Below are 23,731 nucleotides of genomic sequence, written 5' to 3' on the forward strand. Positions count from 1 at the left end.
TGTAGCATGATTGATTCACTACTACGCTTAGCCATCGAGCGGCGTTATCTGTTTTTAAGTTTTGTTTTATTAATCGTCGGCATCGGGTTTTGGAGTTACCAAAAACTCCCTATTGATGCGGTGCCCGACATCACCAATGTCCAGGTGCAAATTAATACCGCTGCACCAGGTTACTCGCCGTTAGAAGCCGAACAGCGGATTACCTACCCGATAGAAACCGCGTTGGCAGGGTTACCCAACCTGTCCTATACGCGGTCGTTATCCCGCTATGGTTTATCACAGGTTACCGTGGTGTTTGATGAAGGTACCGATATCTACTTTGCCCGGAACCTCATCAACACCAAACTGGGATCGATGAAAAGTGTGTTGCCCACCGGTATGGAACCCGAAATGGGACCCATCTCGACAGGTTTGGGTGAAATCTTTATGTATACCGTTCAAGCGGCTCCCGATGCGCGAACACAAGACGGTAAGCCTTACGATTCTACCGCCTTGCGTGAAATTCAAGACTGGATAATCAAACCCCAGTTGGCGCAGGTAAAGGGTGTGGTAGAGGTAAACAGTATTGGTGGCTATAACAAGCAATACCACATTACGCCAGATGTACAGAAACTCCTGCACTTCGGGGTGTCGATGGAAGATTTGGTTGAAGCGCTTGAATCCAATAATGATAACCGTGGTGCAGGTTACATCGAGCGCAATGGGCAACAATTACTGGTGCGCTCGCCCGGCCAATTGGGAACCTTGGATGACATCGCCAACGTCATTGTTGCGCAGCAGGATTCTGTTCCTGTCAAAATTAGTGATGTAGCAGAAATCGCTATCGGGAGAGAGCTTCGAACCGGTGCAGCAACCCAGGATGGTGTTGAAACCGTGCTGGGTACGGCCATGATGCTCATCGGAGAAAACTCACGCACGGTGGCGCGAGACGTAGCAGCACGGCTGATTGACATTCAAGCCTCACTCCCGGATGGCATTATTGCGACACCCGTTTATGATCGTACGGCTTTAGTTGATAAAGCCATTGCAACGGTCAGTAAAAACCTTCTGGAAGGCGCCTTATTGGTGATTGTGGTGCTTTTCCTGTTACTTGGAAATTTGCGCGCAGCACTGATTACAGCAGCAGTAATCCCGTTATCAATGCTTGCCACCATAACCGGCATGGTACACACCGGGGTGTCCGCAAACTTGATGAGCCTCGGGGCATTGGATTTCGGGATCATCGTCGATGGCACTGTGATTATCGTGGAAAATGCTATCCGACGTTTATCCCACGCTCAACGCGAAGGCGCTCTTGGCCTGCGCGAACGCTTAAACGTGGTTTTCGAGGCGACTTCCGAAGTTATTCGACCCAGTCTGTTTGGTGTCGCGATCATCACCGTTGTTTATATCCCGATTTTTTCCCTCACCGGCGTGGAAGGCAAAATGTTTCACCCCATGGCCGCAACGGTCGTGATGGCACTTGTCGCAGCAATGGTTCTATCCCTCACAGTTGTGCCAGCTGCGGTCGCGGTTTTTTTAAGCGGGAAAATCAGTGAACAAGAAGGCGTTGCCATTCGCAGTGCGAAGCAAATGTATAAGCCTCTATTGTTGCTGGCATTTAAATTCCGTTGGTTTGTGATTGGCGGAGCTACCGGTCTTGTCATCATTTGCACGTGGCTTGCCACAACGCTGGGATCCGAATTTATTCCGCAACTTAACGAAGGCGATATCGCGTTACATGCCATGCGCATCCCCGGTACCGGCCTCGAACAAGCGGTCGAAATGCAGGAAGTTCTCGAACAGCGCATCAAGTCGTTTCCGGAAGTAGATAAAGTCTTTGCACGCATAGGCACTGCCGAAGTTGCGACCGATCCAATGCCCCCGAATGTTGCCGATAACTTCGTCATCTTAAAGCCTCGATCCGAATGGCCCAATCCCGATAAGACCAAAGAGCAGTTGGTTGAGGAAATGGAAAAATCGCTTGAGGAATTACCCGGTAATAATTATGAGTTCACCCAACCCATCCAAATGCGGTTCAACGAACTCATTTCGGGCGTCAGAGCCGACCTGGGAATCAAGGTGTTTGGCGATGACCTCGATCAACTGGTGCTGACCGCTAACGACATACTCGAAGCCTTGAACCAGATAGAAGGTGTGGCCGATGCGCGCGTTGAACAGGTGACGGGCTTGCCGACACTTTCAATTATTCCGAAGCGAAGCGCGTTGGGTCGCTATGGATTGAATGTATCAACACTTCAAAATTGGGTCGCCGCTGCCATTGGCGGTGAAAGTGCGGGCATATTGTATGAGGGTGATCGGCGCTTTGAACTCATTGTTCGATTACCTGAACTTGTGCGGCGCGATGTCGAGAAGCTCAAGTTTTTACCGGTGCCACTGCCTAACGGCGATTATGTCCCACTCGCTGAAGTAGCCACTATCGACATTTCTCCCGCACCTGCACAAATTAGCCGGGAAAATGGCAAGCGCCGAGTGGTTGTGACCGCAAACGTACGCGGTCGCGATTTGGGCGGCTTTGTGCAAGATGTTAAAGCGCAAATTGCTGACAAGGTGGATATGCCCGCAGGGTATTGGCTGGATTATGGCGGAACATTTGAACAACTCGAATCAGCCAGTAAGCGCCTGTCTCTTGTGGTGCCACTGACATTGCTACTTATCATCGGCATTCTCGTCATGGCGTTTGGCTCGCTAAAAGACGCGTTAATTATTTTTAGTGGCGTGCCTTTGGCTCTCACGGGTGGTGTGCTGGCGCTAGCCATTCGAGATATGCCGATGTCTATCTCGGCAGGTATTGGTTTTATTGCGCTTTCCGGGGTAGCCGTACTCAACGGCCTCGTCATGCTGGCTTTTATTCGTGATCTCTGGCATGAAAAAGGGGATTTGATGTTGGCTGTGACCGAAGGCGCACTTGTTCGCTTACGTCCGGTTCTAATGACCGCATTGGTAGCAAGTCTTGGTTTTGTACCCATGGCACTGAACACGGGAACCGGTGCAGAAGTCCAGCGCCCCTTGGCGACCGTTGTTATCGGCGGGATTATTTCCTCGACGCTGCTGACATTGTTTGTGTTACCCGTTTTATATCACTGGCTTCATAGCAAATTTAGCGCGACCAAGCCAAAGAATTAGTTTTCTTCGGAGGCTCAGAGTTTGGCGCTAATTGCGCCGATCAGATGAAAGCCGATGGCCGGGCTACACATTGCCCGGTCATCAACCGGTTTTTTCACAGGAGCATTGACTATGACTACTTTTAAAAAATTAATCATTTTGCTATCGATTGGGATGTTACTGACTGCCTGCCAATCATCATCAGTGATTTTGCCTGAAGTCGCGTTTGAGGATGGGGAACTTCGGCAGCATCACTTGAGCCTTCTGAAAGCGGCGGCCAAATTTGATAAGGGAACCCTTACCTTGAGCGGCGGTGTTTGGCCCGAACACAAGCAAGTGCATGTGAAGTGCGGTCAAATACAATTTCAGGTATTCGACACTCAAGGCGTGTTATTAAAAACCATCGTCACAGATTATTCTCCCTGCCATCTTCACTTCAAGCCGAATACCCGACGCGCGGGTTATTTTTCAATAGTGATCAATGATATCCACCCGCAGACATTGATTATTAAAGCCAGCTATCAAAAAAAGCCGCATGAGGCTCACTGATTTTTTGTGAATTGACGCCTCAACTTTTATCGTTTTTTCAAGTAAAGGAAACGCTATGGAACATACACACCAATATGATGAACAGGGAAAACAACTGTGTTGTACAGAAGAGGAAAAAATAAATAACAAAGCAGATGTGCTAATAAAAAATAGCCCTTCGAAAAGCTGTAGTTGTTCCGGTGACGATCAAGATCAGCATACCGATGATGATAGTCATGATCATGCCAGCGATGGCGGTAGCAATATCAAGCTATTTCTGCCTGCTGCACTGAGTTTCGTTGCACTGCTTATGGCGATAGTGCTGGATAATTATTTTCCACAAACCTGGTTTACTGGCTGGTTACGTATTGGATGGTACGTTGCCGCCTATTTACCGGTCGGCCTGCCAGTGTTGAAAGAGGCCGTTGAGAGCATCGCCAAAGGTGAAGTGTTTTCTGAATTTTTATTGATGAGCATTGCAACGATCGGCGCTTTTGCGATTGGCGAATATCCGGAAGGTGTTGCTGTGATGCTGTTTTACTCGGTGGGCGAAGTGTTCCAGACCCTGGCAGTAAAAAGAGCGAAAACCAATATCAAAACACTGCTTGATCAACGCCCCGACGAAGTAACCGTATTGCGAAATAATCAAGCGATGACCCTGAAGGCAGAGACTGTCAGCATTGGCGATATTATCCAACTCAAAGCAGGTGAAAAATTAGGATTGGATGGTGAGCTCCTATCCGAAACCGCCTCATTTAATACCGCCGCTCTGACCGGCGAGAGCAAACCCGACACAAAAACCAAAGGTGATAGTGTGTTGGCGGGCATGATTAATCTCAACGCCGTGTCACAAGTCAAAGTGACCACTGCCTACACCGACAGCAAACTGTCCCGAATTTTAGAGTTAGTACAAAACGCTTCTGCACAGAAAGCACCTACCGAATTATTTATCCGAAAATTCGCCAAAATATACACACCTATTGTGGTTGCTTTGGCCGTTGCGATTTGTGTGGTCCCATATGTATTTGTGGAGACTTATGTATTCAGTGAGTGGTTGTACCGTGCGTTGATTTTCCTGGTAATCTCCTGTCCGTGTGCATTGGTCATCAGTATTCCACTTGGCTATTTCGGCGGCATAGGCGCAGCCAGTAGAAACGGTATTTTATTCAAAGGCAGTAACTTTTTGGACACCATTTCTACCATTCAAAACGTAGTGATGGATAAAACCGGCACGATGACGGAAGGTGTCTTTAAAGTACAGGAGGTCAACCTCAAACCTGATTTCAATCGCGATGAAATCCTGAAAATGGTCAATGCGCTGGAAAGCCAGAGTACGCATCCGGTAGCAACCGCCATTCATCAATTTGTAGGTGATATCGACAGCAGCATTACATTAAATAATGTTGAAGAAATATCGGGTCATGGATTGAAAGCAGACGTGAATGGCAAAGCGTTACTGGTAGGTAATTTCAGGTTGCTCGATAAATTCGCCGTCGCTTACGATATTGATCCGGCCTCAATTGTGTATACCGTCATTGCTATCGCCTACGATAATAAGTTCGCAGGTTACATCACGATTGCTGACAGCATAAAAGAGGATGCGCAATTAACGGTAGATACACTGAAAAAACTGGGCATTAACATCACCATGCTTAGCGGTGACAAAAGTTCTGTAGTGCAATTTGTCGCACAGAAATTAGGTATCACCAATGCCTTTGGCGACTTACTACCAGAAGATAAAGTTAACAAGGTAAAAGAAATCAAAGCGCGAAATGAAACCGTTGCATTCGTAGGCGACGGCGTTAATGACGCACCGGTGGTTGCACTCAGTGATGTCGGTATCGCGATGGGTGGCCTCGGCAGCGATGCAACAATCGAAACAGCCGACGTTGTCATTCAAGATGATAAACCCAGCAAAATTCCCACCGCCATTGCCATCGGCAAACAAACCAAACGTATCGTTTGGCAAAACATTTCCCTTGCCTTCGGTGTAAAGGCAATAGTCTTGATATTAGGTGCAGGCGGTTTGGCAACCATGTGGGAGGCGGTTTTTGCCGATGTCGGCGTGGCATTGCTGGCTATTTTTAACGCGGTGCGAATTCAGCGAATGAAGTTTTGATTAGGTGTGGGTATGGCGGCGCTCCATCAAAAGATCATTGTAGAACACTTTATTTCGTCAGACACCGGTGGTCGTTGATTCAATCGTAGGTTCCGTTTCCATAATTAGATAACCATTAGGAAGAGAAATGAGCTGATGGCAGCTATTTATCAAACAGCCTACCCACGCATAAAATCAGACATCACCCCAAACGAATTGGGGGATGTTTACACGCCCACGGCCGAAGATCTGGAATTTGCTCTTCGTCATTGTAAGCGCACCAGCGCCTCATTCCTGGGTTTGCTGATTCAACTAAAAACGACGCAGCGATTGGGTCGTTTTGTTCCGCTGGGTGAAATACCAAAGGTTATCATCGCACACATCAAAAACCAGTGTCGTTCCCGGGTGACACTCAACGATCTACAAACCTATTACACCTCAGGATCGAAAGATCGCCATGTAAAATTGGTTCGACGTCATCTCAACATAAAAGCCTACGATACGATCAAAACATCCGAGCTGGCACAGGTTTGGGCGCAGGATGCGGCGACGACCAAAGAAGCGCTGCCGGACATCATCAATGTTACTTTGGAGTATTTGGTCAAGGAGCGTTATGAACTCCCGGCATACAGCGTGCTTGAGCGAATATGCCAGGCAGCCAGGGCGGAGGTAAATACCCGATACTACGATCAATTATGTGGATTTTTAACGGACGAAAGTCGGCAGCGTATCAACGATATTCTTCGCGTCAGTACAGGGCTGAGTGGTTTTGGCTGGAGCACTCTGAAGAGTGAACCCAAACGATTAACTCCTCGCAACATCCATGCGTACATCCAATACCTGGAATGGTTGACGTCCCTGCAAACGCTTCTGCCCACGGATTTGGGGTTGCCCCCAGTCAAACACCAGCAGTTCATTGATGAGGCCAAAGCCCTGGACTACGCTGAGCTCGTGAAGCTCAAACTCAATAAGCGGCTTGCGCTCGTCATCGTCCTGATCCGGCACCAATACGCGCGAACGCTGGATAACGCAGCCGACATATTTATGAAGCTGTTGTTAAAGATGGATCGTTCGGCGCAGAAACTGTTGGAGAAATACCTGAGTGACCATCAAAAGCAAACCGATCATTTGATTTCGGTGTTGTCGGGAACGGTCAGGGTGTATCTGGATAAACCCGAATCGGTGACAGCCTTTGATCCGGTGCTCGGCAAGAACAGCGATCAGTTGCTGCACATGTGTGAACAATATATGGCGTTTGCGGGCAACAACTACTTGCCGTTCATGGTGCAACTTTACAAAAAGCAGCGATCTACCTTGTTTCGCACGATTGAAATACTCAATCTCGCATCGGCTACGGAGGACAAGGATTTACTGAACGCCTTCCAGTTTATTTTGAAACATAAACAACGCCGCACAGAGTTCCTATCTATTCAAAATGATCCCAACGATTCATCGGCTGGGACCATCATTAACATTCGTTGGGTGAGAGAAAACTGGTGGAAATTGGTCACTGGAAAATCGACCAAATCAGCACACGTGACGGAGGTCAATAAAATGTGTTTCGAGCTGTGTGTGTTTGAGCGAATTGCCGAAGAGCTCAGTACCGGCGACTTGTTCATCCCCTACAGTGAGACCTTCGATGATTACCGCGAGCAAATGATCACTTGGGAAGAATACGAGGCGCAACTACCGGCTTATTGCGAGGAGGTGGGACTCGTGGATGGCGACGTAGAATTTGCAAGGACCCTGAAGGATGCCATGGAAGCGAGCTGCCATAAAGCAGACAGCCAGTTTCCGGAAGATGAATTGGTTCGCATTGAAAACGGGAATCTTGTTATTGGCAAGCGAAAGCCGGATCAACCATCTCCAGAAATCGAAGAAATTGGAGCGCTATTGCGAGATAGGCTGGAAAAAATCAACGTGCTCGATGTGATTATCAATGTCGAAAAATGGCTAAATCTGAACAAACAGTTTGGCCCACTGTCGGGTTTTGAATCACGCATCAGTGACCCCGTGTTACGTTTTGTTCTGACTGTATTTTGTTATGGTACCAATATTGGCCCCACCGAAACCGTGCGTTCTGTACAGGGTGTTTCTCGCAAACAGGTAGCGTGGCTTAATTTAAAGCGCACCACTGAAGCGCGTCTCGATAAGGCAATTGCAAAAATCAATAACGCGTACAAAAAATACCGATTAATAGAATGCTGGGGGTCAGGTAATAGCGTGTCCGCCGATGGCAAGCTCTGGGATCTCTACGAAGATAATTTACTATCGGAATATCATATTCGTTATGGCAGCTACGGTGGTATTGCCTATTACCATGTCTCGGATACGTACATTGCCCTGTTCAGCCGGTTTATTCCCTGTGGTGTCTACGAAGCCATTTATATTCTGGACGGTCTGCTTAACGACGAGTCTGACTTTAATCCGGATACTGTCCATGGCGATACACAGGCACAATCCACTCCGGTTTTTGGCTTGGCCCTTTTGCTGGGAATTAAGCTCATGCCGCGCATCCGGAACATTAAAGATCTCAACTTCTACAAGTCTGATCGCACCATGGTGCTCAAGCATATACAGTCCTTGTTTAAGGAACCGATCAAGTGGGAACTCATTGAAAAACATTATGCCGATATGATGCGAACAGCCATGTCTGTTAAAGCGGGGAAAATTACCGCATCAACGATATTGCGTCGGTTTGGCACAAAAAACCGGAAAAACAAGCTGTATTTTGCGTTTCGGGAGCTTGGCCGCGTGGTCAGAACCATGTTTTTGCTGGAATACATTACGGACGTTGACCTGCGAAAAACGATCCAGGCAGCGACCTGTAAGAGTGAGGAATTTAATGAGTTTGCCCGCTGGCTGTTTTTTGCGAATGGCGGAAAAATTCCCGCCAACTTGAAGCACGAACAGAGCAAGATCGTCAAATACAACCATTTGCTGGCAAACTTTGCGATTCTCTATAACGTAAACGCGATGACAGAAGTGTTCAATCAGCTGAAGTCAGAAGGGCACAATATCACTCGCGAGCATATGGCTGCATTCTCACCGTACCATACGGAACATTTGGGCAGACTGGGAAGTTTTGAGGTGGATCTGACCAAACAAGTCAGGCCCATGACATTCGAATTGTTAGTTGATTAAATCGATAATTATCAGTGGGTTACACTTGAAGTGGCTAAATCCAACGCTTTTACCGGCCGGACCTCTTACTGAACTGGTTATCGGAGCACTGATTATTATCCTCCTCAAAGGGATGTTTTTGTTGGGTGTTGGCGCCACAAAACAGCAGTGGGCACCGCCTTTGATAGAACTCAATCAACAGCAATAAAAAGGGGCAATCATATGAATGATTGCCCCTTTTTGCGTTATAGCGATTAAAGCCCTAATTACAAACTCAGTTCACGATTACTCGCTTTGATAAATTCTTTCTTCAAATCTTCGTAAGTGTGTACCGCCGGGAATTGCGGGAATTGGTCGATCACATTTTGCGGTGCATGGAACAGAATGCCTTGATCCGCTTCACCCAACATCGTGGTGTCGTTGTACGAGTCGCCAGCGGCGATTACACGGTAGTACAAGGTTTTCAGCGCTAATACAGATTGACGCTTTGGATCGCGTTGACGCAGGGTGTAGCCAACCACCATGCCGCGCTCATCTATGTTCAAACGGTGACACAACAGTGTTGGGAAACCCAATTGGCGCATCAGCGGTTGGGAGAATTCATAGAACGTGTCCGAGAGGATGATCACCTGGAAGCGCTCGCGCAGCCAATCCACAAACTCAACGGCGCCTTCGAGCGGCTTGAGAGTGGCGATCACGTCCTGAATTTCTTTTAAGCCGAGGTTGTGTTGCTCCAGAATGCGCAGGCGCTGCTTCATTAATACATCGTAATCAGGGATGTCGCGGGTAGTGGCTTTAAGCTCTTCAATGCCGGTCACTTTCGCAAATTCAATCCAAATTTCGGGGACCAATACACCTTCCAAATCCAGACATGCTAATTCCACAACAACCTCCAAGACGGTTAATAATCAAGCTATTAGGGGTAAAAAGAGTGGCGGCAATCTACCCTTTTTACCCTGCTAAAGCAAACCTGAATACCGTGCATTACTTGGGCTGGAGGCGGCGCCTCTGGTATCCTTACTGCCTCTTAAAAAGAATGACCGTGAGTAGCCACCATGACCGATAGCCAAATCAATCTTGTTGATCTTGAAGCCAAGTTGCAGCAGGAAAGCCCCCAGAAAATCATCAAATACGCCCTGAGCCAATTCGAGAATATCGCGATTTCTTTCAGCGGTGCCGAGGATGTAGCGCTGATCGAAATGGCGCGCAACTATCGCCCCGATGTACAGGTGTTTTGCCTGGATACCGGCCGTTTACATCCCGAGACATATCGTTTTATCGAAAAGGTACGCAAACACTACGGCATTAAGATCGATGTAGTGTCACCCGATGGCGACGCCGTGCGCGCACTGGTGCAAGCGAAAGGCCTGTTCAGTTTCTATGAGGACGACCACAAAGAGTGCTGTGGTATTCGCAAGATTGAACCGCTGCGTAAAAAATTGCTGACAGTGGATGCCTGGATTACCGGTCAGCGCAAAGACCAAAGCCCTACCCGCGCGGAAATTCCTGTCATTCAAGACGACAAACTGTTTGCCCGCCCTGGCGACAAACTGACCAAGTTCAACCCGCTGGCTAATTGGTCATCCAAAGAAGTGTGGGATTACATCCGTATGTGCGAAGTGCCCTACAACGAATTGCACGAGCGTGGGTTTATTTCCATCGGTTGCGAGCCCTGCACCCGCCCCGTTGCACCCGGCCAACATGAACGCGAAGGTCGCTGGTGGTGGGAAGAAGCCACTAAAAAAGAATGTGGTTTACATGCGGGCAATGTGAAGTAACCGCTTGTGAATGGAACATTTTAAAATTAAGACCTAAAAAAACGCCCGGTTTAAAAAATCGGGCGTTTTACTTTAGGGTATTTATTTACGAACAAACGGGGGGCAAAAGAAAAACTCAGCGCAAAAGAAAATCTAGTTAGACATTTTAGCGATAACACCCAAATTACAACCTGTCACTACGTAACCGCCGCTAATCGATTGAACCTCATTACAGAGCCACAGATTTTTGGGCCAATTGGGAATCCCCAATAATAATTGGCTCGGGCTACCAGGGCTGGCATCCATAATATAAATGGATTCCAGTAACAGCCAGGATGAACCTGCACTCATTGAACTTGCATAAATATCAAAAAAGTTAAAACTGAAGTCATTTATTGAAACTGGCTCAGGTAAATCAATAATAGTTTCTTTAACTGCGCCGGGCTGCTGGCCACTGACAGACTCCCAATTACTTCCCATGACCGTTAATTCGAGATCCTGATTGGAGGAACTCCCACCACGCGCACCAACAATGGTTACAAACTTGATTTTAGAAACCGCCATAACTCACTCCTTTTTTAAGTCAAAAAATTGCCAAATACTCAGGCCACCTCGCACTGAGTAGCAAGTGTTGAGCATAGGAGCCTCGTTATGAGTTGTCTATCGATATGCTAATTGTTCATCGATATTGGCGCGCAAACCAATATTTTTCACAGTTACAACAAACTTAAAAAAACAGAATTTTTATGTTAATCAAAAAACCTCATCCAACGTACAAGCACCCAAGGCTTTCTCACCCAGAGACTGCAAAAATGTTGGCAAGCATTCAATCGTAAACTCCGGGTTATTCGCCTCACGCTTTCCATCATGCATTAGTACAATGTCACCCGGCTCAATGGTTTCGAGCCGCCGGGCGATGCCCGCTTTAGTGCCTAGCATGCCCCAATCGATAACACTACGGCTCCATAAAACCGTCGTCATCCCCTCCAGATGTGCCTGCCTGCGCATCGCTGCACGCAAACGCCCAAAAGGTGGACGAAACCACCGGGGTGTAATTCCAGTAATCGACTTAATTATGCTGTTAGTTTTGCTAACTTCCTGCTGCGCACGCAAAGGTGACATCATCCACGGATGACTGTGGCTGTAGGTATGATTACCAATCCCATGACCCGCTTTCAAAATTTCATATACCAAACCGGGAAACTGTTCCACAGCTTCACCCAATACAAAAAATGTGGCTTTTGCATTATGGTTTGCCAATACCTCAAGTATTTTGGGTGTGTATATTGGATCGGGGCCATCATCGAATGTTAAACAAATAGAATAACGTGCATGGACATTTGGAATGCCCAATTTATTAAGGTGGCTTATAGTACGAATGGGCGGCGGCAAAAGTAAATGCGGCAGAGGCTGCAGTTCACCGCGTTTACTTTTGGGCAATAAGAAGTTCATTTTCTTGCGAGTCCGGGGAAAAGTATTTAAGTAAATTACGACGAGTTAACCAATAAGCATAAGGTTGTATTGGTTTTTTTCCGGATACAGCAACATGAGGGAAAAAGACTTTTAATAATAGCTTAAAATACAAGGCTTGAAAAAAGCTAAAAATTGAATTGGGTTTCGGTTCAATTAAAAACCCCAATCTTTCTCCGTGAGGGGGTAACCAGCTAATTCCATGCAACACTTTAACTCGCTTAAACTTTTCATTTTCATCAATGTGCTTGGCCAACTTCCCCAACGAGGAGAGCAATAGCTTGCGAAAATGCAAGGCATTACGAATAGAGTGCTGAGGGTTAGCGGAGGAACCGATAAAACATTCATGATTAAAATGCAAAATGATTAGCCAGTCGCCGGGCTCAATCCAACTTCCATCATTCATTACGCGCCGCTTACCCGAAAATTTTTCGAAAGAAAAACTTAATAGCTCGTCGAATTTTTCTACGCCATGTTTGCGGCGCCAATAACCATCGTACCAACACATAAATCGGTAAAATAATGATTTTTTCATAGCTCACCCAAACTTACTTCCTCTAAATAAGCCATTTCTTTCTTACGCAGAATTCTTTCCACTTCCACTACCAATTCGCGGGCCGAGTTGGGGCGCCCCAAACGATAGGCATTTCGTTTCATATCCCCCAAACGCTCTGCATTGCTAAATATTTCGCGCAGGGTTTGAGGCAATTGGTCTAACTCAACCAGAAGCCCGGCACCTCGCTCACGCAAAAATTGCACGTTGTGCATCTCCTGCCCGCCCAAACAACAGGTAGCAATAAATGGTCGCCCGCATGCGAGGGTTTCGCTCACCGTTAATCCACCGGGCTTACCAATTACAACATCGGCAGCACAGATTAAATGGCTAATGTCATCACACCATCCAAACACGCGAAAACGGGATGGATAATCCAGCGCAAGCGCCTTTAATACCTTTTTCTCAGCAGTATTGTTGCTGGTAGTAACCAGCACTTGATAATTAAGCGATTCATCGTCAAGCAACCGTTTAACGGTATCGAGCACACCAATACCACACTGGCCACCGGTTATTAAAATGGTCGGTTGTTGATTGAGGCCCAGATCCTGCTGGGCTTTTATTTGCGTGGGAATATTGGTGAACGCAGGCATTAACGGAATACCCGTTACACAAATACGATCTTCCGCTATGCCTTTACGGCGCAGTGATTCAGCCGCTTCGTCATGGCTCACGCAATATAAGCTGGTTGTATTACGAACCCAAAGGCCGTGTGTACCGTAATCAGTTAACACACCAATTACCGGCTGGGTAATCGCCCCTTTTTCAATTGAACGCGCCAACAATGCATTGGGATACATTTGGGTTGCGATCAAAAAATCAGGCGCATATTCGTTCACGAATTTTTTTAAGCGCGAGGCCAAAATGTTATATATCAAACCAAGCAAACCCTGCAAAAGCAGACGCCCGGCAGGAATTTTTTCGCGATTACAAATACTGTTGATTAAAGTATTAAACAATGCGCTGTCGAGACTTTTGTAAGACACCGGCAGCGTAAAATGGGAGCGCTCGACGGCTTCCGGAAAAAATTGCTGTTGCTGCTGCGCTAAAAATTCAATCAAGGCATTATCCGCCGGTATTTTTCCCGCAAGCTGGCGATAGAAATTTTTATCCAAATCATAGAGTTTTTGATACAAATCCGGCTGCTCAGCCGTCATCCGCAAGTAGCCGCCTTGAATTGCCTCGCTTACTTGTGGGTCGATAAGGCTGGTAATGTCCAAATATTGCGTTTCAATATCCGGATAACGGCACCGAAGGGCCGCGTCGATTGCTTCTGCAGCCCGGGTATGTCCATATCCGGGGCTAGAGGTAAGAAATAAGCACTTCATAATATTTCCTTTCTAAAAGTTCCTGGTTTGAATAGACACACAACGCCTTTCAGCCAAGAACAGCGGCTGAGCCCCACATAAGCTATGGTTGTGCATTATTGGCGCACGATATAACAGCGAACAAATCCGCTTCTGTACGCTACACAACATAGCGCCATACTCAGCAATGGCACCTAAATCTTCGCTACACCTTATTTCCTTAATTCCTGAGTAAAAACCTGCTTATCTCAAAAAACTTCTGTATGGAAAATACAATACTTTTTCAAAAATTATTCCCATAGGTTAGATACCACACCGAAAAGCAAAATATTGTTATTCAGAATCAGTCAGTGGCAGGTACCAGCATTCACTGCTACTTGCCTTAACCTTAAGGATTAATTCAAAAGAGGTATTCAACAATGAATATTAAAAACATTTTTTCCAGTACAACCTTGATTTTTATTTTTGGTGCAGCATCCAGCCTGGCGTTTGCTGTTGATAAAATTGATGCGGAGGATTTTGTTGAGGAGGCATCTGCCAAGTCAATTGCAGAAGTAGAAAATGCGAAACTCGCCCTGCAAAAGTCAACCTCACTCGACATTCAAAATTTCGCCCAACAAATGATTACCGACCACTCTGCAGTAAACATTCAGCTCACCAGTATTGCTGGCCAAAAGAAACTGGATGTATCAGATGAAGCAGCACTCACCACCAAAGCTAAAAAATTCATGCTTGAACAGCGCGATGGCGACTCCTTTGATGAAGCCTATACGGAAAATCAAGTTGAGGCTCACGAGGATTCAATAGAGCTATTCCAGCGCGCGGCCATCTCCGACGATGTGGAAATTGCAAAGTTTGCGAAACAAACACTGCCTAAACTGCAGCATCACTTAACAATGGCGAAAGAATTAGCAGCAGCACACGACAGCGACTAACTCCGCCAGCGCCCTGCTTGCAGCCAAACACTCTGCCTGCAGGGCAGCGCATTTACGAACTCAAACGAATTGGCGCCTGCATGTGGGGGAGCTGTTTATGACGACGGGTAGCAAAGAAAAATATACCGCAAAGCAAAAACGCAAAGCAAAACATATAGAAGAAAGTTATGAGGAAAAAGGCTTTTCCCCTGAAAAAGCAGAAGAGATTGCTTGGGCTACGGTCAACAAGCAATCAGGTGGTGGCGAATTAAAAGGTTCGGGCACGACCATGTCCGCACAAGAAAAGAAAGCTGCGCGTAAAGATTCAGCCAAAAATGCAGTTGCAACCAAACTGGCCAAAGCAGAACCAAATGCACTGGAAACACAAACCGTTGTTCAACTACGTACCAAGGCACAACAAAAAAATATTAGCGGTCGCTCTTCCATGAACAAAGCAGAACTTATACAAGCGCTGCGACGACATTAAAAATCCAACCATGAGAACTTCACAATGAACCCACATCATGAACAACAAATCCGTGAATTTGCCCACCAAATTTGGGAATCCGAAGGCTGCCCTGTTGGTCACGAATACCGACACTGGGAAATGGCATGCAAACTAGCCGAAGCGCAAAGAAACACCTTTCCGGGGGAACAAACCACCAGCGAGATAAAAAGTGTAATTGCCCCGGACGAACCGTTTGACCCCAACCCAAGACCGGAAATTGAGCCCGCACCTCCCAAACCTGAGCAACCCGCGAAACCCAACGTCCCCGTGGACCCTATATCACCGACCGAACCGCCACCGCATATATCACCAACCCCGCCGCCTCAACCCATCCACCCCACTGACCCGGTGCAGCCCGGCAACCCCGATCAGCCGATACAACCTTACGGGCGCATGCAGCAGCAAGAAAATAAATCCATACGACGTTAACGTCGTGTTTTTATCGATAAGTTGGGTGCCACACAGACCAAAAACCCATTCAATATTTAGTATTAATCACAGGCGGGTAATGCAGCACCAATACAAAAACCTGCCGGGATTTAAAACTTTCTGAAATTTCAATCTAAAGGGTGATTACTATGTCTACACTACCTGATAGTTCAAAATCTCAACTCAACAACGGCAAAGAAAAAATACCTGAAAGGTACCAAGATATTGTCGATGAATTTAAAACATGTATCGATGATTTGGAAAATCTGGTTAAACACGCCGCGTCGCTAACGGGCGATGAGCTAGCGCAAGCAAGAGTCATGATTAATCAAAGAATTAATCGCGCTAAAAAATTCATTGCTAGCGCCAGCGAAACCGCGCTCCAACAAGCCAATAAAGCCGCGACAAGCACCAACGAATATGTACACGAGAAACCCTGGACTGTCATAGGTACGAGTGCGGTAGTTAGCTTTGTACTTGGAGTTTTGCTCGCGCACCATGATCAAAAATCCACCAGATAAACATGAGAGGGGTAAATACCCCTCTTTTATTTTTACGTCAGCCATCCCACCATCTACCAACTCATAGTGATATTTATTCAGATCTTTTCCGTTCGTTTATTAAAATAAAACTAAACCAATTTTTATTTTAAAAACCAAATAAACTTTTTATTAAATTTTAAAGCTTTTAGTTGCTGTGTTAACTTTCGTACAGATGAAATCAACTCCCACTTATATAGTCCAGCTACACGAAAGCACTTTTTAGCTGCCTCTCGTTTTACTCGCTTTATTCACGTTAACTAGCAGGAGACTTCACCATGAACTACGAAACTCGCGACACTTATGGCATGTATAAAAATACCTATGACAATGGCCCCGGGCCACGTTTAATGGGTGCGGACACCTTGATAGGTAATGATGTGTGCAATCTGGCCGAAGAAGATATTGGTGACATTAAAGAAATCATGCTGGATGTGGGCACAGGTAATATTGAATACGCCGTGTTATCTTTTGGTTCGTTTCTGGGTATGGGCGAAAAACTATTTGCGGTGCCCTGGAGCGCATTAAAACTCGACACTGAAAACAAACGCTTCTTGCTCGACATTGACAAAGAGCGCCTGCAGAATGCGCCTGGGTTTGATAAAGACAACTGGCCGGATTTGGCTGATAAAACATTCATTAACAATCTGCATACTTATTACGGCACCAAACCTTATGAGACTCGCTTGCGCGATTAATTATATTGGTTATTGCCAGCCTCACAGAAAAACCCTCGTATTAACGAGGGTTTTTTATTAATAACAGAGTGCTTTCCATTTAATAGCAAAGTGCTAATTCATACAGCATCAGTGTAATCGCCCACCGCAGCCTTGAAGATTTGTGCCGCGGATTCTGTTTCCTCCGCCGATAAAGTTTCAGTCACAACAACCAGGCTTCCATTCACTATTGCATCATGTACGAGTGCCGATAAAGGTTTGGCTTTTTCGGCGGCGCCCACACTCGCACCAACAAATCCCCCTATACCGGCGCCCCACCCCAACATCACCAAAGGCGCAATCAGTGGGCTTGCAACAAATAAAGTAACGTTAGCCGCAACCATTGCTACTGTGAGCAAAGCCCCCACGCCCGTACCAACTACGGTTCCTATTGCGCCATCCACAACAATGTCTTTCAACACGACATCACTGCTTTCTGTTGAAGTATGTGCAGGAGGCGCAGAATCTTTATCAAAAAGATGTACGCGTTCCAGTGGCAAACCCGCAACCACCAATTCCGAAACCACTTTTTCAGCCTGATCGCGATGCGCAAAAACACCGGACACATAATGGCGATAAGTTTCCATCATTTTCTCCTTTTCTGTAAGTATAGAATGGCGTGCAATGCATCATTTTAATATTGCAAACAAATATTTATCTGTACGTTTACGTACTTATTGCGGTAATTTTTTCTGTGCATACATGGAATAATAAAAAAAATTGAACTATCAACAAAAAATCGAACTCTCATAACTCAATTATCACTAAACCTCTCGATTCAAATAATGTGAAGTAGATTCAAAAGTACCGAATATTGTTATGCAGAATGGATCGAGGTTATTGATATGTTAACTACCCAACAGACCTAAATTGTTATTCGCCGGATCATCTGTAATCTAACGCGCCACATACTCCCTCCAGTAATCAGAGGGGTTAATTTAATCTCTTCCAATACACAGAAGCGTCCTTCAAGACAGCTGATTATTCTTTATCGTCATAATCACAGAAATAGCAGATTGCAAATCTTATTCCCCCAACAGAGCCACCAACATCAGGATAGTGAGCCTGTGACGATGTAGTAGAGTAAATTTTATGAAAGCAAAAGTTACGCGAAGGAATATGTTTTTACTCAGCGTGCCCACTATTATCGTAATAGCTATAGCGGCAACACTTTTCTGGTTTTTTGAGAAAATGAAAACAGCCGATAATGTGCGCATGAAAACCACGTTGGCTATTGGCAGTGCACAAAAAATAATATCGCTCTTAGTTGATTCTGAAATGGGAACCCGTGGATACATTTTGACCTATGATGAACAATTCCTAAAACCCTATTTAGAAACCAAAGACACCATAGAAAATGAAATTAGGCGTTTACGTGCAATATCCAGCACAGCAGAGACAAAGTCACAAGTAGATAAAATTGCCCACCATATAAAAGAAGAATTGGATTTTTTGGAGACCACCATTTCAGATAGTGGAAAGGAACATTCAAACGATATCATCCTGCGGTTTACCAATGGTGAAGGCACCAAGCGGATGAATAACCTGCGCACCGCACTCAATGAGTATCAACAGCTTCAAAACAATAAGCTTCAGCACTACAGAAGCGAACATCGCAAATACATGAGTTATCTATTTGCCTTTATTGTGTTAGTAAGTATATTTTTATTATTGTTTGCGCAAGCGTTTGCTTATGGAATCTATCGCAATATTCACCAGCGCTTGATGAACCTTATCCATTTGGAAACAAAACGTTCATTAGACAAACAAGAAGCCATGAACCAACAATTAAACCTGGCTTATATCACCGTACAAGATAGCGAAAGAAAATTTGAGGTAACGCTTAATTCCATCGCAGATGCGGTTATAGCAACGGATTGTGAAGGCTCTGTGACCTTAATGAATCATGTTGCCGAAGAGTTAACAACCTTCACTATTGGGGTCGCTGCAGGCAACTCAATTTGCAAGTATTTCCACATTGTGGATAAAGAAACACGCGATCCCATCTTAAACCCCGTATTAGAAACACTATTGCATGGCTCCACCCAAGGCGGAAACAATAATTTATTAATGTTACCGGATGGCACTGAATACAATATCGCTCATAGTTGTGCGCCAATTCGCGACCGCGACGGCCAGATTATTGGGGCGGTATTGGTGTTCCGCAACATCACCGCAGAGAATGCGGCGCAACAAGCCCTGCTCGATAGTACAGCGCGAATTAAAACGATATTGGATACGGTAATAGATGGAATTGTTACATTTAATGCGCGCACCCAAATAATTGAAAGCGTAAATACAGCAACCGAAAAGATCTTTGGTTACAAAGCGGCAGAATTGGTAGGTGAAAAAATAAGCATCCTTGTTCCAGAATTGGATGGTTCTAAAGGTGCTCTTGATTATTATCAAACCTCGCTTGAAGAGCGTAGCCGGGGAATTGTTCAAGAAGTTATCGGGCAGCAAAAAGACGGGCAATTTCTACCCCTGGAGATCGCCGTTAATGAAATGCGGTTGGGCGGAGAACGTTATTTAGCCTGCGTATTACGCAATATAACAGCGCGCAAACACGCAGAAGCCTTAATGCTTGAATCTGAATATCGTTACCGGAATTTATTTGAAACAATCGACGAAGGGTTTTGTGTAGCCGAGATTATTTACAAGGATGGCCAGCCAGTCGATCAATTATTCCTCGAAATAAATCCATCCTTTGAAAAACATAGCGGCTTTAAAAATGCACAAGGAAAATACGTAAGCGAATTCATTCCCGACTTGGGCGCCGATCTATTTGCGGTTTACGATCAGGTACTGCAAACCGGAGAACCCATTCGCTTCGAATACCAGGTTTCATCCATTCAGCGCTGGTTCGATATCTACACTTGCCGTTTGGGAAAACAAAGCAACAATAAAGTCGCAATTTTATTTACCGACGTTACGCAACGAAAAGTTTCAGAGCAAGCACTGCGCGAAAGTGACCAACGGGTTCGCTTGGCAACCGAGGCGACCGGTGTAGGCATATGGGAATTAAACCTCGCCAATAACCGCATGCGCTGGGACACACAAATGTTCCGTATTTACGGTTTAGAGCCCACGCCTGATGGAATTGTAAATCGCGACGTATGGCCAAAACATCTTTTACCCGACGACCAAATCGAACAGGAAAATTGGGATAAAGCAATCCATATGCAAAGAGGAGGTAGCAGAGAATTCCGCATCAAACAGAGCGGAACCAACGCAATTCGCCATATTCGCTCTGTTGAAACCTTGCGCACGGATGAAAAAGGCAAAGTCGAATCAATTGTGGGCACCAATCTTGATATTACTGACATTAAACGAACGGAAGAAACGCTTAGGGAAAGTGAACGTCATTTGCGCGCAGTTATTAACGCACTCCCCGTCGCCATATACGCCACTGATGCCGAGGGTAAGCTCACACATTTTAATCAGACTGCAGTTGATTTTTCGGGTTGTATACCGGACTTGGGAAGTGACAAGTGGTGCAAAGAGTTGCGCTTATTTCATTCCGATGGATCACCCATGCCTTACGACGAATGTCCCATGGCAATCGCTCTGAGAGAAGGCCGCGCCCTCTTTGGTGTGGAAGCAATTGCCGAGCGACCGGATAAATCCCGCGTAAACTTTGTGGCCCACCCGACCCCTTTGCGCGACACCGCCGGTAACATTGTTGGCGGCATAAATATGCTGATAGACATTACAGAACGAAAACGTCTTGATCAGGTATTGCTGGAAAATAATATTGAACTAAACAAGGCGAAAAATCTGGCCGAAAAAGCTAACCGTGCAAAATCCGATTTTCTTTCCAATATGAGCCATGAACTCCGCACACCATTAAATGCAATTCTGGGGTTTGCGCAACTAATCGATGCCAGTAACCCGCCAATCACTGCTGCGCAGAAACGCAGCGTATTACAAATTCTTCAAGCAGGATGGTACCTGCTGGATTTAATTAACGAAATTCTGGACCTTACTCTCATCGAGTCCGGCCGACTTTCTTTATCGATGGAAATTATTTCACTTCCTGAACTTATGCGTGAATGCAAAGCCATGGTTGAACCGCAAGCACTGCGCCGCAATATCACCTTGAACTTCCCTGAATTCCATTCAGTATTTACCGTGAAAGCGGATAATACCCGTTTAAAACAAGTGCTTATTAACCTTCTATCCAATGCCATCAAATACAACCGCCCTAGCGGAAAAGTAATAGTAACCTGTGAAAAACGTGGAGCAGAGTCTGTACGAATTAATGTAGAGGACACAGGTGAAGGTTTATCATCAGAACAACTTTCACAGTTATTCCAACCTTTTAATCGCCTTGGAAAAGAAAATAGTAACGAAGAAGGAACCGGTATAGGTTTAGTGATGACCAAACGCCTAATAAAATTAATGAATGGAAATATTTCTGTTAAAAGCGAAATGGGAAAAGGAACTGTATTCACCATCGAATTATTGCCGGGTGAAGATATTCGCAAAGTATCGGTTAATAATGAATCTCTACTGATTCCCAAACCTCACAAACAAAATAACTCATCAAAAAGCACCCTGCTCTATGTAGAGGATAACCCGGCCAATCTTGCATTGGTAGAGGACATAATGGCAGCACAAACTGATTTTTGCCTGCTAACCGCACGCGACGGTTTTGCGGGTGTTGAGATGGCCCGCTTGGCGCAACCTGACATCATACTCATGGATATAAATTTGCCTGGAATGAGTGGCATTGAGGCGCTCAAAGTAATTGCCCAAGACCCACTAACATCTCACATTCCAGTTATTGCCTTGAGTGCCAACGCCATTCCCCACGATATTGAAAATGGACTTGAAGCAGGATTTTTTCGCTATCTCACTAAACCCATTCGAATTAACGAATTTTTGTGCACGCTCGATGACGCACGCGAGCTTACACAGATAAAAACAACCACGCGTAACAAGAGGACAGAGCATGAACATAACTAAGCAAGATATTCTTAATGCCAGCATTCTAATTGTTGATGATCAAGAAGCGAATGTGGCTCTGCTGGAAACATTGCTCAGTGATGCAGGCTATACCAATGTGAGTTCTACAATGAACCCAACGGAGGTGGGATCGCTTTACCGAAAAAATTCTTACGATTTAATTTTGCTTGATTTACAAATGCCGGAAATGGACGGATTTCAGGTAATGGAATGTCTGAAAGTGAACATGGAGAATGACTACCTACCCGTTATCGTATTGACCGCACAGCCGGGCCACAAATTGCGGGCACTGGAATGTGGAGCGAAAGATTTCATCAGCAAACCAATTGATGTGGTGGAAGTTAAAACACGAATTCACAACATGCTTGAGGTTCGTTTGCTGTATAAAAAAATGGCCGATTACAACCGCCTGCTGGAAGAAACGGTACAAGAACGCACTGCAGAATTACGCGAAAGTGAAGCGCGCTTTCGCAGCCTTACCGAACTGGCATCTGACTGGTATTGGGAACAGGATGAAAATGGAAAATTCACCAAAGTATCAGGCCCTGTATTGGAAATGCTGGGAATTCAAGTGGATTCATTCTCCGATAATGAGCTGGACACCTACTCCACCAACAATAAAGAACTAACAGGATGGAATGAAGACGAACGCAAAGAATTACAAGAGATTATCGCCGCACGCCAACCGTTTATCGATTTTTCATTCAGCCGCACAACACCCACCGGTGAACGCAATTTTTACCGGGTCAGCGGCACCCCTATGTTTGATCACACCAGCCGTTTTATTGGCTATCGCGGAATTGGAATACAGTGCAAAGAAATGCCTTAACTGGAAAAGGTTAGTTCTAGTTTAAAAAATATTTAACGAACTAAATATTTTTATTAAAGAAGGAATACCAATGACTAAAAATATCAACCTTGAACCTCAAAAACCCGAGCACAACTTTATTCTTGCAGCACTAGAACAAGATGAGCTTAATCGGCTGAGTAAAAACCTTGAGCCGGTGAATTTGAAATTGGGTGACGTACTTTACGGGCCAAATCAAAACATCACATCCGCCTTTTTTCCCACAACGAGCATTATTTCATTGCAGTATATTATGGATACCGGTGCCAGCGCCGAGTCCGCCGAGGTTGGCAATGAAGGTATGTTAGGGCTACCTATATTATTGGGCGGAAACACCACACCAAACACCGCCATAGTTCAAACAGCGGGCCACGCCTACCGTCTAGATCAAAATATATTGAAAGAAGAATTTAGCGCTGCTGGAAAAATGCAACGACTTTTATTGCGATACACCCAGGCAATGATGACGCAAATGTTTCAGACAGCGGTTTGTAACCGCCACCATACAGTGGAACAACAGCTTTGCCGCTGGTTATTGTTGACGGTAGATCGCATTCCGTCGGGGGAGTTACTAATGACGCAGGAATTAGTAGCTAATATGCTCGGTGTGCGCCGGGAAAGTGTTACAGAAGCTGCGAAAAACCTGCAAAATGCCGGCTGCATACGTTATCGGCGTGGTCACATATCCGTTTTAGATCGGCAAAAACTGGAACGCAGCGTCTGTGAATGCTATTCAGTAGTAAAAGAAGAGTTCCATCGGCTCATGTCGAGTGTACGTTAGCTGTGGACCGAAGTATTCGGTTTATATCTTCTTATACAGCGCTCAAGGAAACGTTGAGCAATCATCTCCAAAAATTGAATTTGATCAA

At 45.6% G+C, this 23,731-nt stretch carries 19 protein-coding genes; 13 read left to right on the plus strand and 6 right to left on the minus strand.

The features are described 5' to 3' along the window. Window positions 1-6 precede the first annotated feature (6 nt). The 4 genes from NNX04_RS03955 to NNX04_RS03970 all read left to right on the plus strand — a co-directional run bounded on the left by NNX04_RS03955 (window position 7) and on the right by NNX04_RS03970 (window position 8,875). Window positions 7-3,126, plus strand: coding sequence for an efflux RND transporter permease subunit (locus tag NNX04_RS03955; RefSeq protein ID WP_261947591.1), 3,120 nt, complete (start codon window positions 7-9; stop codon window positions 3,124-3,126). 111 nt (window positions 3,127-3,237) lie between these two features. After that, complete coding sequence (locus tag NNX04_RS03960; protein WP_261947592.1) at window positions 3,238-3,654, plus strand: hypothetical protein; 417 nt, start codon at window positions 3,238-3,240, stop codon at window positions 3,652-3,654. 55 nt (window positions 3,655-3,709) lie between these two features. Further along, entirely contained in the window at window positions 3,710-5,752 is a 2,043-nt protein-coding gene (locus NNX04_RS03965) for a heavy metal translocating P-type ATPase (RefSeq protein ID WP_261947593.1), read from the plus strand. 135 nt (window positions 5,753-5,887) lie between these two features. After that, window positions 5,888-8,875, plus strand: coding sequence for a Tn3 family transposase (locus tag NNX04_RS03970; protein WP_261947594.1), 2,988 nt, complete (start codon window positions 5,888-5,890; stop codon window positions 8,873-8,875). 245 nt (window positions 8,876-9,120) lie between these two features. Here the strand turns inward: NNX04_RS03970 and thrH are convergent, their stop codons facing one another. Continuing rightward, window positions 9,121-9,738 (minus strand): bifunctional phosphoserine phosphatase/homoserine phosphotransferase ThrH, encoded by a 618-nt coding sequence (thrH, locus tag NNX04_RS03975; RefSeq protein ID WP_151057696.1) that lies wholly within the window; start codon window positions 9,736-9,738, stop codon window positions 9,121-9,123. Between the two features lie 171 nt (window positions 9,739-9,909). Here thrH and NNX04_RS03980 point away from each other — a divergent pair, with 171 nt between their 5' ends. After that, complete coding sequence (locus NNX04_RS03980) at window positions 9,910-10,632, plus strand: phosphoadenylyl-sulfate reductase (RefSeq protein WP_261947595.1); 723 nt, start codon at window positions 9,910-9,912, stop codon at window positions 10,630-10,632. A 132-nt stretch (window positions 10,633-10,764) separates the two neighbouring features. Here NNX04_RS03980 and NNX04_RS03985 read toward each other — a convergent pair whose 3' ends face one another. The 4 genes from NNX04_RS03985 to NNX04_RS04000 all read right to left on the minus strand — a co-directional run bounded on the left by NNX04_RS03985 (window position 10,765) and on the right by NNX04_RS04000 (window position 13,962). Beyond that, window positions 10,765-11,175 carry a hypothetical protein gene (locus NNX04_RS03985; protein WP_040391702.1) on the minus strand — a complete coding sequence of 137 codons (411 nt, stop codon included), beginning with the start codon at window positions 11,173-11,175 and terminating at the stop codon, window positions 10,765-10,767. Between the two features lie 189 nt (window positions 11,176-11,364). After that, entirely contained in the window at window positions 11,365-12,063 is a 699-nt protein-coding gene (locus tag NNX04_RS03990; protein ID WP_261947596.1) for a polysaccharide deacetylase family protein, read from the minus strand. Next, window positions 12,038-12,616, minus strand: a complete 579-nt coding sequence (locus tag NNX04_RS03995) for a YkoP family protein (protein ID WP_261947597.1) — start codon at window positions 12,614-12,616, stop codon at window positions 12,038-12,040. Before NNX04_RS03995 ends, NNX04_RS03990 begins: the two co-directional genes overlap by 26 nt. After that, window positions 12,613-13,962 carry an MGDG synthase family glycosyltransferase gene (locus NNX04_RS04000; protein WP_261947598.1) on the minus strand — a complete coding sequence of 450 codons (1,350 nt, stop codon included), beginning with the start codon at window positions 13,960-13,962 and terminating at the stop codon, window positions 12,613-12,615. Before NNX04_RS04000 ends, NNX04_RS03995 begins: the two co-directional genes overlap by 4 nt. A gap of 398 nt (window positions 13,963-14,360) precedes the next feature. Between NNX04_RS04000 and NNX04_RS04005 the strand changes: the two genes are divergently transcribed. The 5 genes from NNX04_RS04005 (at window position 14,361) to NNX04_RS04025 (ending at window position 17,029) form a co-directional block, all read left to right on the plus strand. Then, entirely contained in the window at window positions 14,361-14,876 is a 516-nt protein-coding gene (locus tag NNX04_RS04005; protein WP_261947599.1) for a DUF4142 domain-containing protein, read from the plus strand. A gap of 97 nt (window positions 14,877-14,973) precedes the next feature. Further along, complete coding sequence (locus NNX04_RS04010) at window positions 14,974-15,342, plus strand: Rho termination factor N-terminal domain-containing protein (RefSeq protein ID WP_261947600.1); 369 nt, start codon at window positions 14,974-14,976, stop codon at window positions 15,340-15,342. 24 nt (window positions 15,343-15,366) lie between these two features. Further along, window positions 15,367-15,792: a DUF2934 domain-containing protein gene (locus NNX04_RS04015; RefSeq protein ID WP_261947601.1), complete on the plus strand. Its 426-nt coding sequence runs from the start codon at window positions 15,367-15,369 to the stop codon at window positions 15,790-15,792. 149 nt (window positions 15,793-15,941) lie between these two features. Next, complete coding sequence (locus NNX04_RS04020; RefSeq protein ID WP_151057680.1) at window positions 15,942-16,313, plus strand: DUF883 family protein; 372 nt, start codon at window positions 15,942-15,944, stop codon at window positions 16,311-16,313. A 296-nt stretch (window positions 16,314-16,609) separates the two neighbouring features. Continuing rightward, a complete protein-coding gene (locus NNX04_RS04025) occupies window positions 16,610-17,029 on the plus strand; it encodes a PRC-barrel domain-containing protein (RefSeq protein WP_261947602.1) in 420 nt (139 codons plus the stop codon). A 98-nt stretch (window positions 17,030-17,127) separates the two neighbouring features. Here NNX04_RS04025 and NNX04_RS04030 read toward each other — a convergent pair whose 3' ends face one another. After that, window positions 17,128-17,637 carry a hypothetical protein gene (locus NNX04_RS04030; RefSeq protein WP_007641163.1) on the minus strand — a complete coding sequence of 170 codons (510 nt, stop codon included), beginning with the start codon at window positions 17,635-17,637 and terminating at the stop codon, window positions 17,128-17,130. Window positions 17,638-18,238: 601 nt separating this feature from the next. On the opposite strand from NNX04_RS04030, the gene NNX04_RS04035 reads away from it, so the two are divergent. The 3 genes from NNX04_RS04035 to NNX04_RS04045 all read left to right on the plus strand — a co-directional run bounded on the left by NNX04_RS04035 (window position 18,239) and on the right by NNX04_RS04045 (window position 23,643). Then, a complete protein-coding gene (locus NNX04_RS04035) occupies window positions 18,239-22,015 on the plus strand; it encodes a PAS domain S-box protein (RefSeq protein WP_261947603.1) in 3,777 nt (1,258 codons plus the stop codon). Next, window positions 22,002-22,844 carry a response regulator gene (locus NNX04_RS04040; protein WP_007641160.1) on the plus strand — a complete coding sequence of 281 codons (843 nt, stop codon included), beginning with the start codon at window positions 22,002-22,004 and terminating at the stop codon, window positions 22,842-22,844. The genes NNX04_RS04035 and NNX04_RS04040 overlap by 14 nt, the downstream gene beginning before the upstream one ends. 70 nt (window positions 22,845-22,914) lie before the next feature. Then, a complete protein-coding gene (locus tag NNX04_RS04045; RefSeq protein ID WP_007641157.1) occupies window positions 22,915-23,643 on the plus strand; it encodes a Crp/Fnr family transcriptional regulator in 729 nt (242 codons plus the stop codon). The last annotated feature ends 88 nt before the right edge of the window (window positions 23,644-23,731 follow it).

Origin of the sequence: Cellvibrio sp. QJXJ (genome assembly GCF_024452345.1) — a bacterium.
Classification (GTDB): Bacteria; Pseudomonadota; Gammaproteobacteria; order Pseudomonadales; family Cellvibrionaceae; genus Cellvibrio.

Bases quoted from the DNA above. Each gene is read 5' to 3' on its own strand.
- NNX04_RS03955 (WP_261947591.1), top strand. From the start codon at position 7: ATGATTGATTCACTACTACGCTTAGCCATCGAGCGGCGTTATCTGTTT.
- NNX04_RS03960 (WP_261947592.1), top strand. From the start codon at position 3,238: ATGACTACTTTTAAAAAATTAATCATTTTGCTATCGATTGGGATGTTA.
- NNX04_RS03965 (WP_261947593.1), top strand. From the start codon at position 3,710: ATGGAACATACACACCAATATGATGAACAGGGAAAACAACTGTGTTGT.
- NNX04_RS03970 (WP_261947594.1), top strand. From the start codon at position 5,888: ATGGCAGCTATTTATCAAACAGCCTACCCACGCATAAAATCAGACATC.
- NNX04_RS03980 (WP_261947595.1), top strand. From the start codon at position 9,910: ATGACCGATAGCCAAATCAATCTTGTTGATCTTGAAGCCAAGTTGCAG.
- NNX04_RS03985 (WP_040391702.1), bottom strand. From the start codon at position 11,175: ATGGCGGTTTCTAAAATCAAGTTTGTAACCATTGTTGGTGCGCGTGGT.
- NNX04_RS03990 (WP_261947596.1), bottom strand. From the start codon at position 12,063: ATGAACTTCTTATTGCCCAAAAGTAAACGCGGTGAACTGCAGCCTCTG.
- NNX04_RS03995 (WP_261947597.1), bottom strand. From the start codon at position 12,616: ATGAAAAAATCATTATTTTACCGATTTATGTGTTGGTACGATGGTTAT.
- NNX04_RS04000 (WP_261947598.1), bottom strand. From the start codon at position 13,962: ATGAAGTGCTTATTTCTTACCTCTAGCCCCGGATATGGACATACCCGG.
- NNX04_RS04005 (WP_261947599.1), top strand. From the start codon at position 14,361: ATGAATATTAAAAACATTTTTTCCAGTACAACCTTGATTTTTATTTTT.
- NNX04_RS04010 (WP_261947600.1), top strand. From the start codon at position 14,974: ATGACGACGGGTAGCAAAGAAAAATATACCGCAAAGCAAAAACGCAAA.
- NNX04_RS04015 (WP_261947601.1), top strand. From the start codon at position 15,367: ATGAACCCACATCATGAACAACAAATCCGTGAATTTGCCCACCAAATT.
- NNX04_RS04020 (WP_151057680.1), top strand. From the start codon at position 15,942: ATGTCTACACTACCTGATAGTTCAAAATCTCAACTCAACAACGGCAAA.
- NNX04_RS04025 (WP_261947602.1), top strand. From the start codon at position 16,610: ATGAACTACGAAACTCGCGACACTTATGGCATGTATAAAAATACCTAT.
- NNX04_RS04030 (WP_007641163.1), bottom strand. From the start codon at position 17,637: ATGATGGAAACTTATCGCCATTATGTGTCCGGTGTTTTTGCGCATCGC.
- NNX04_RS04035 (WP_261947603.1), top strand. From the start codon at position 18,239: ATGAAAACAGCCGATAATGTGCGCATGAAAACCACGTTGGCTATTGGC.
- NNX04_RS04040 (WP_007641160.1), top strand. From the start codon at position 22,002: ATGAACATAACTAAGCAAGATATTCTTAATGCCAGCATTCTAATTGTT.
- NNX04_RS04045 (WP_007641157.1), top strand. From the start codon at position 22,915: ATGACTAAAAATATCAACCTTGAACCTCAAAAACCCGAGCACAACTTT.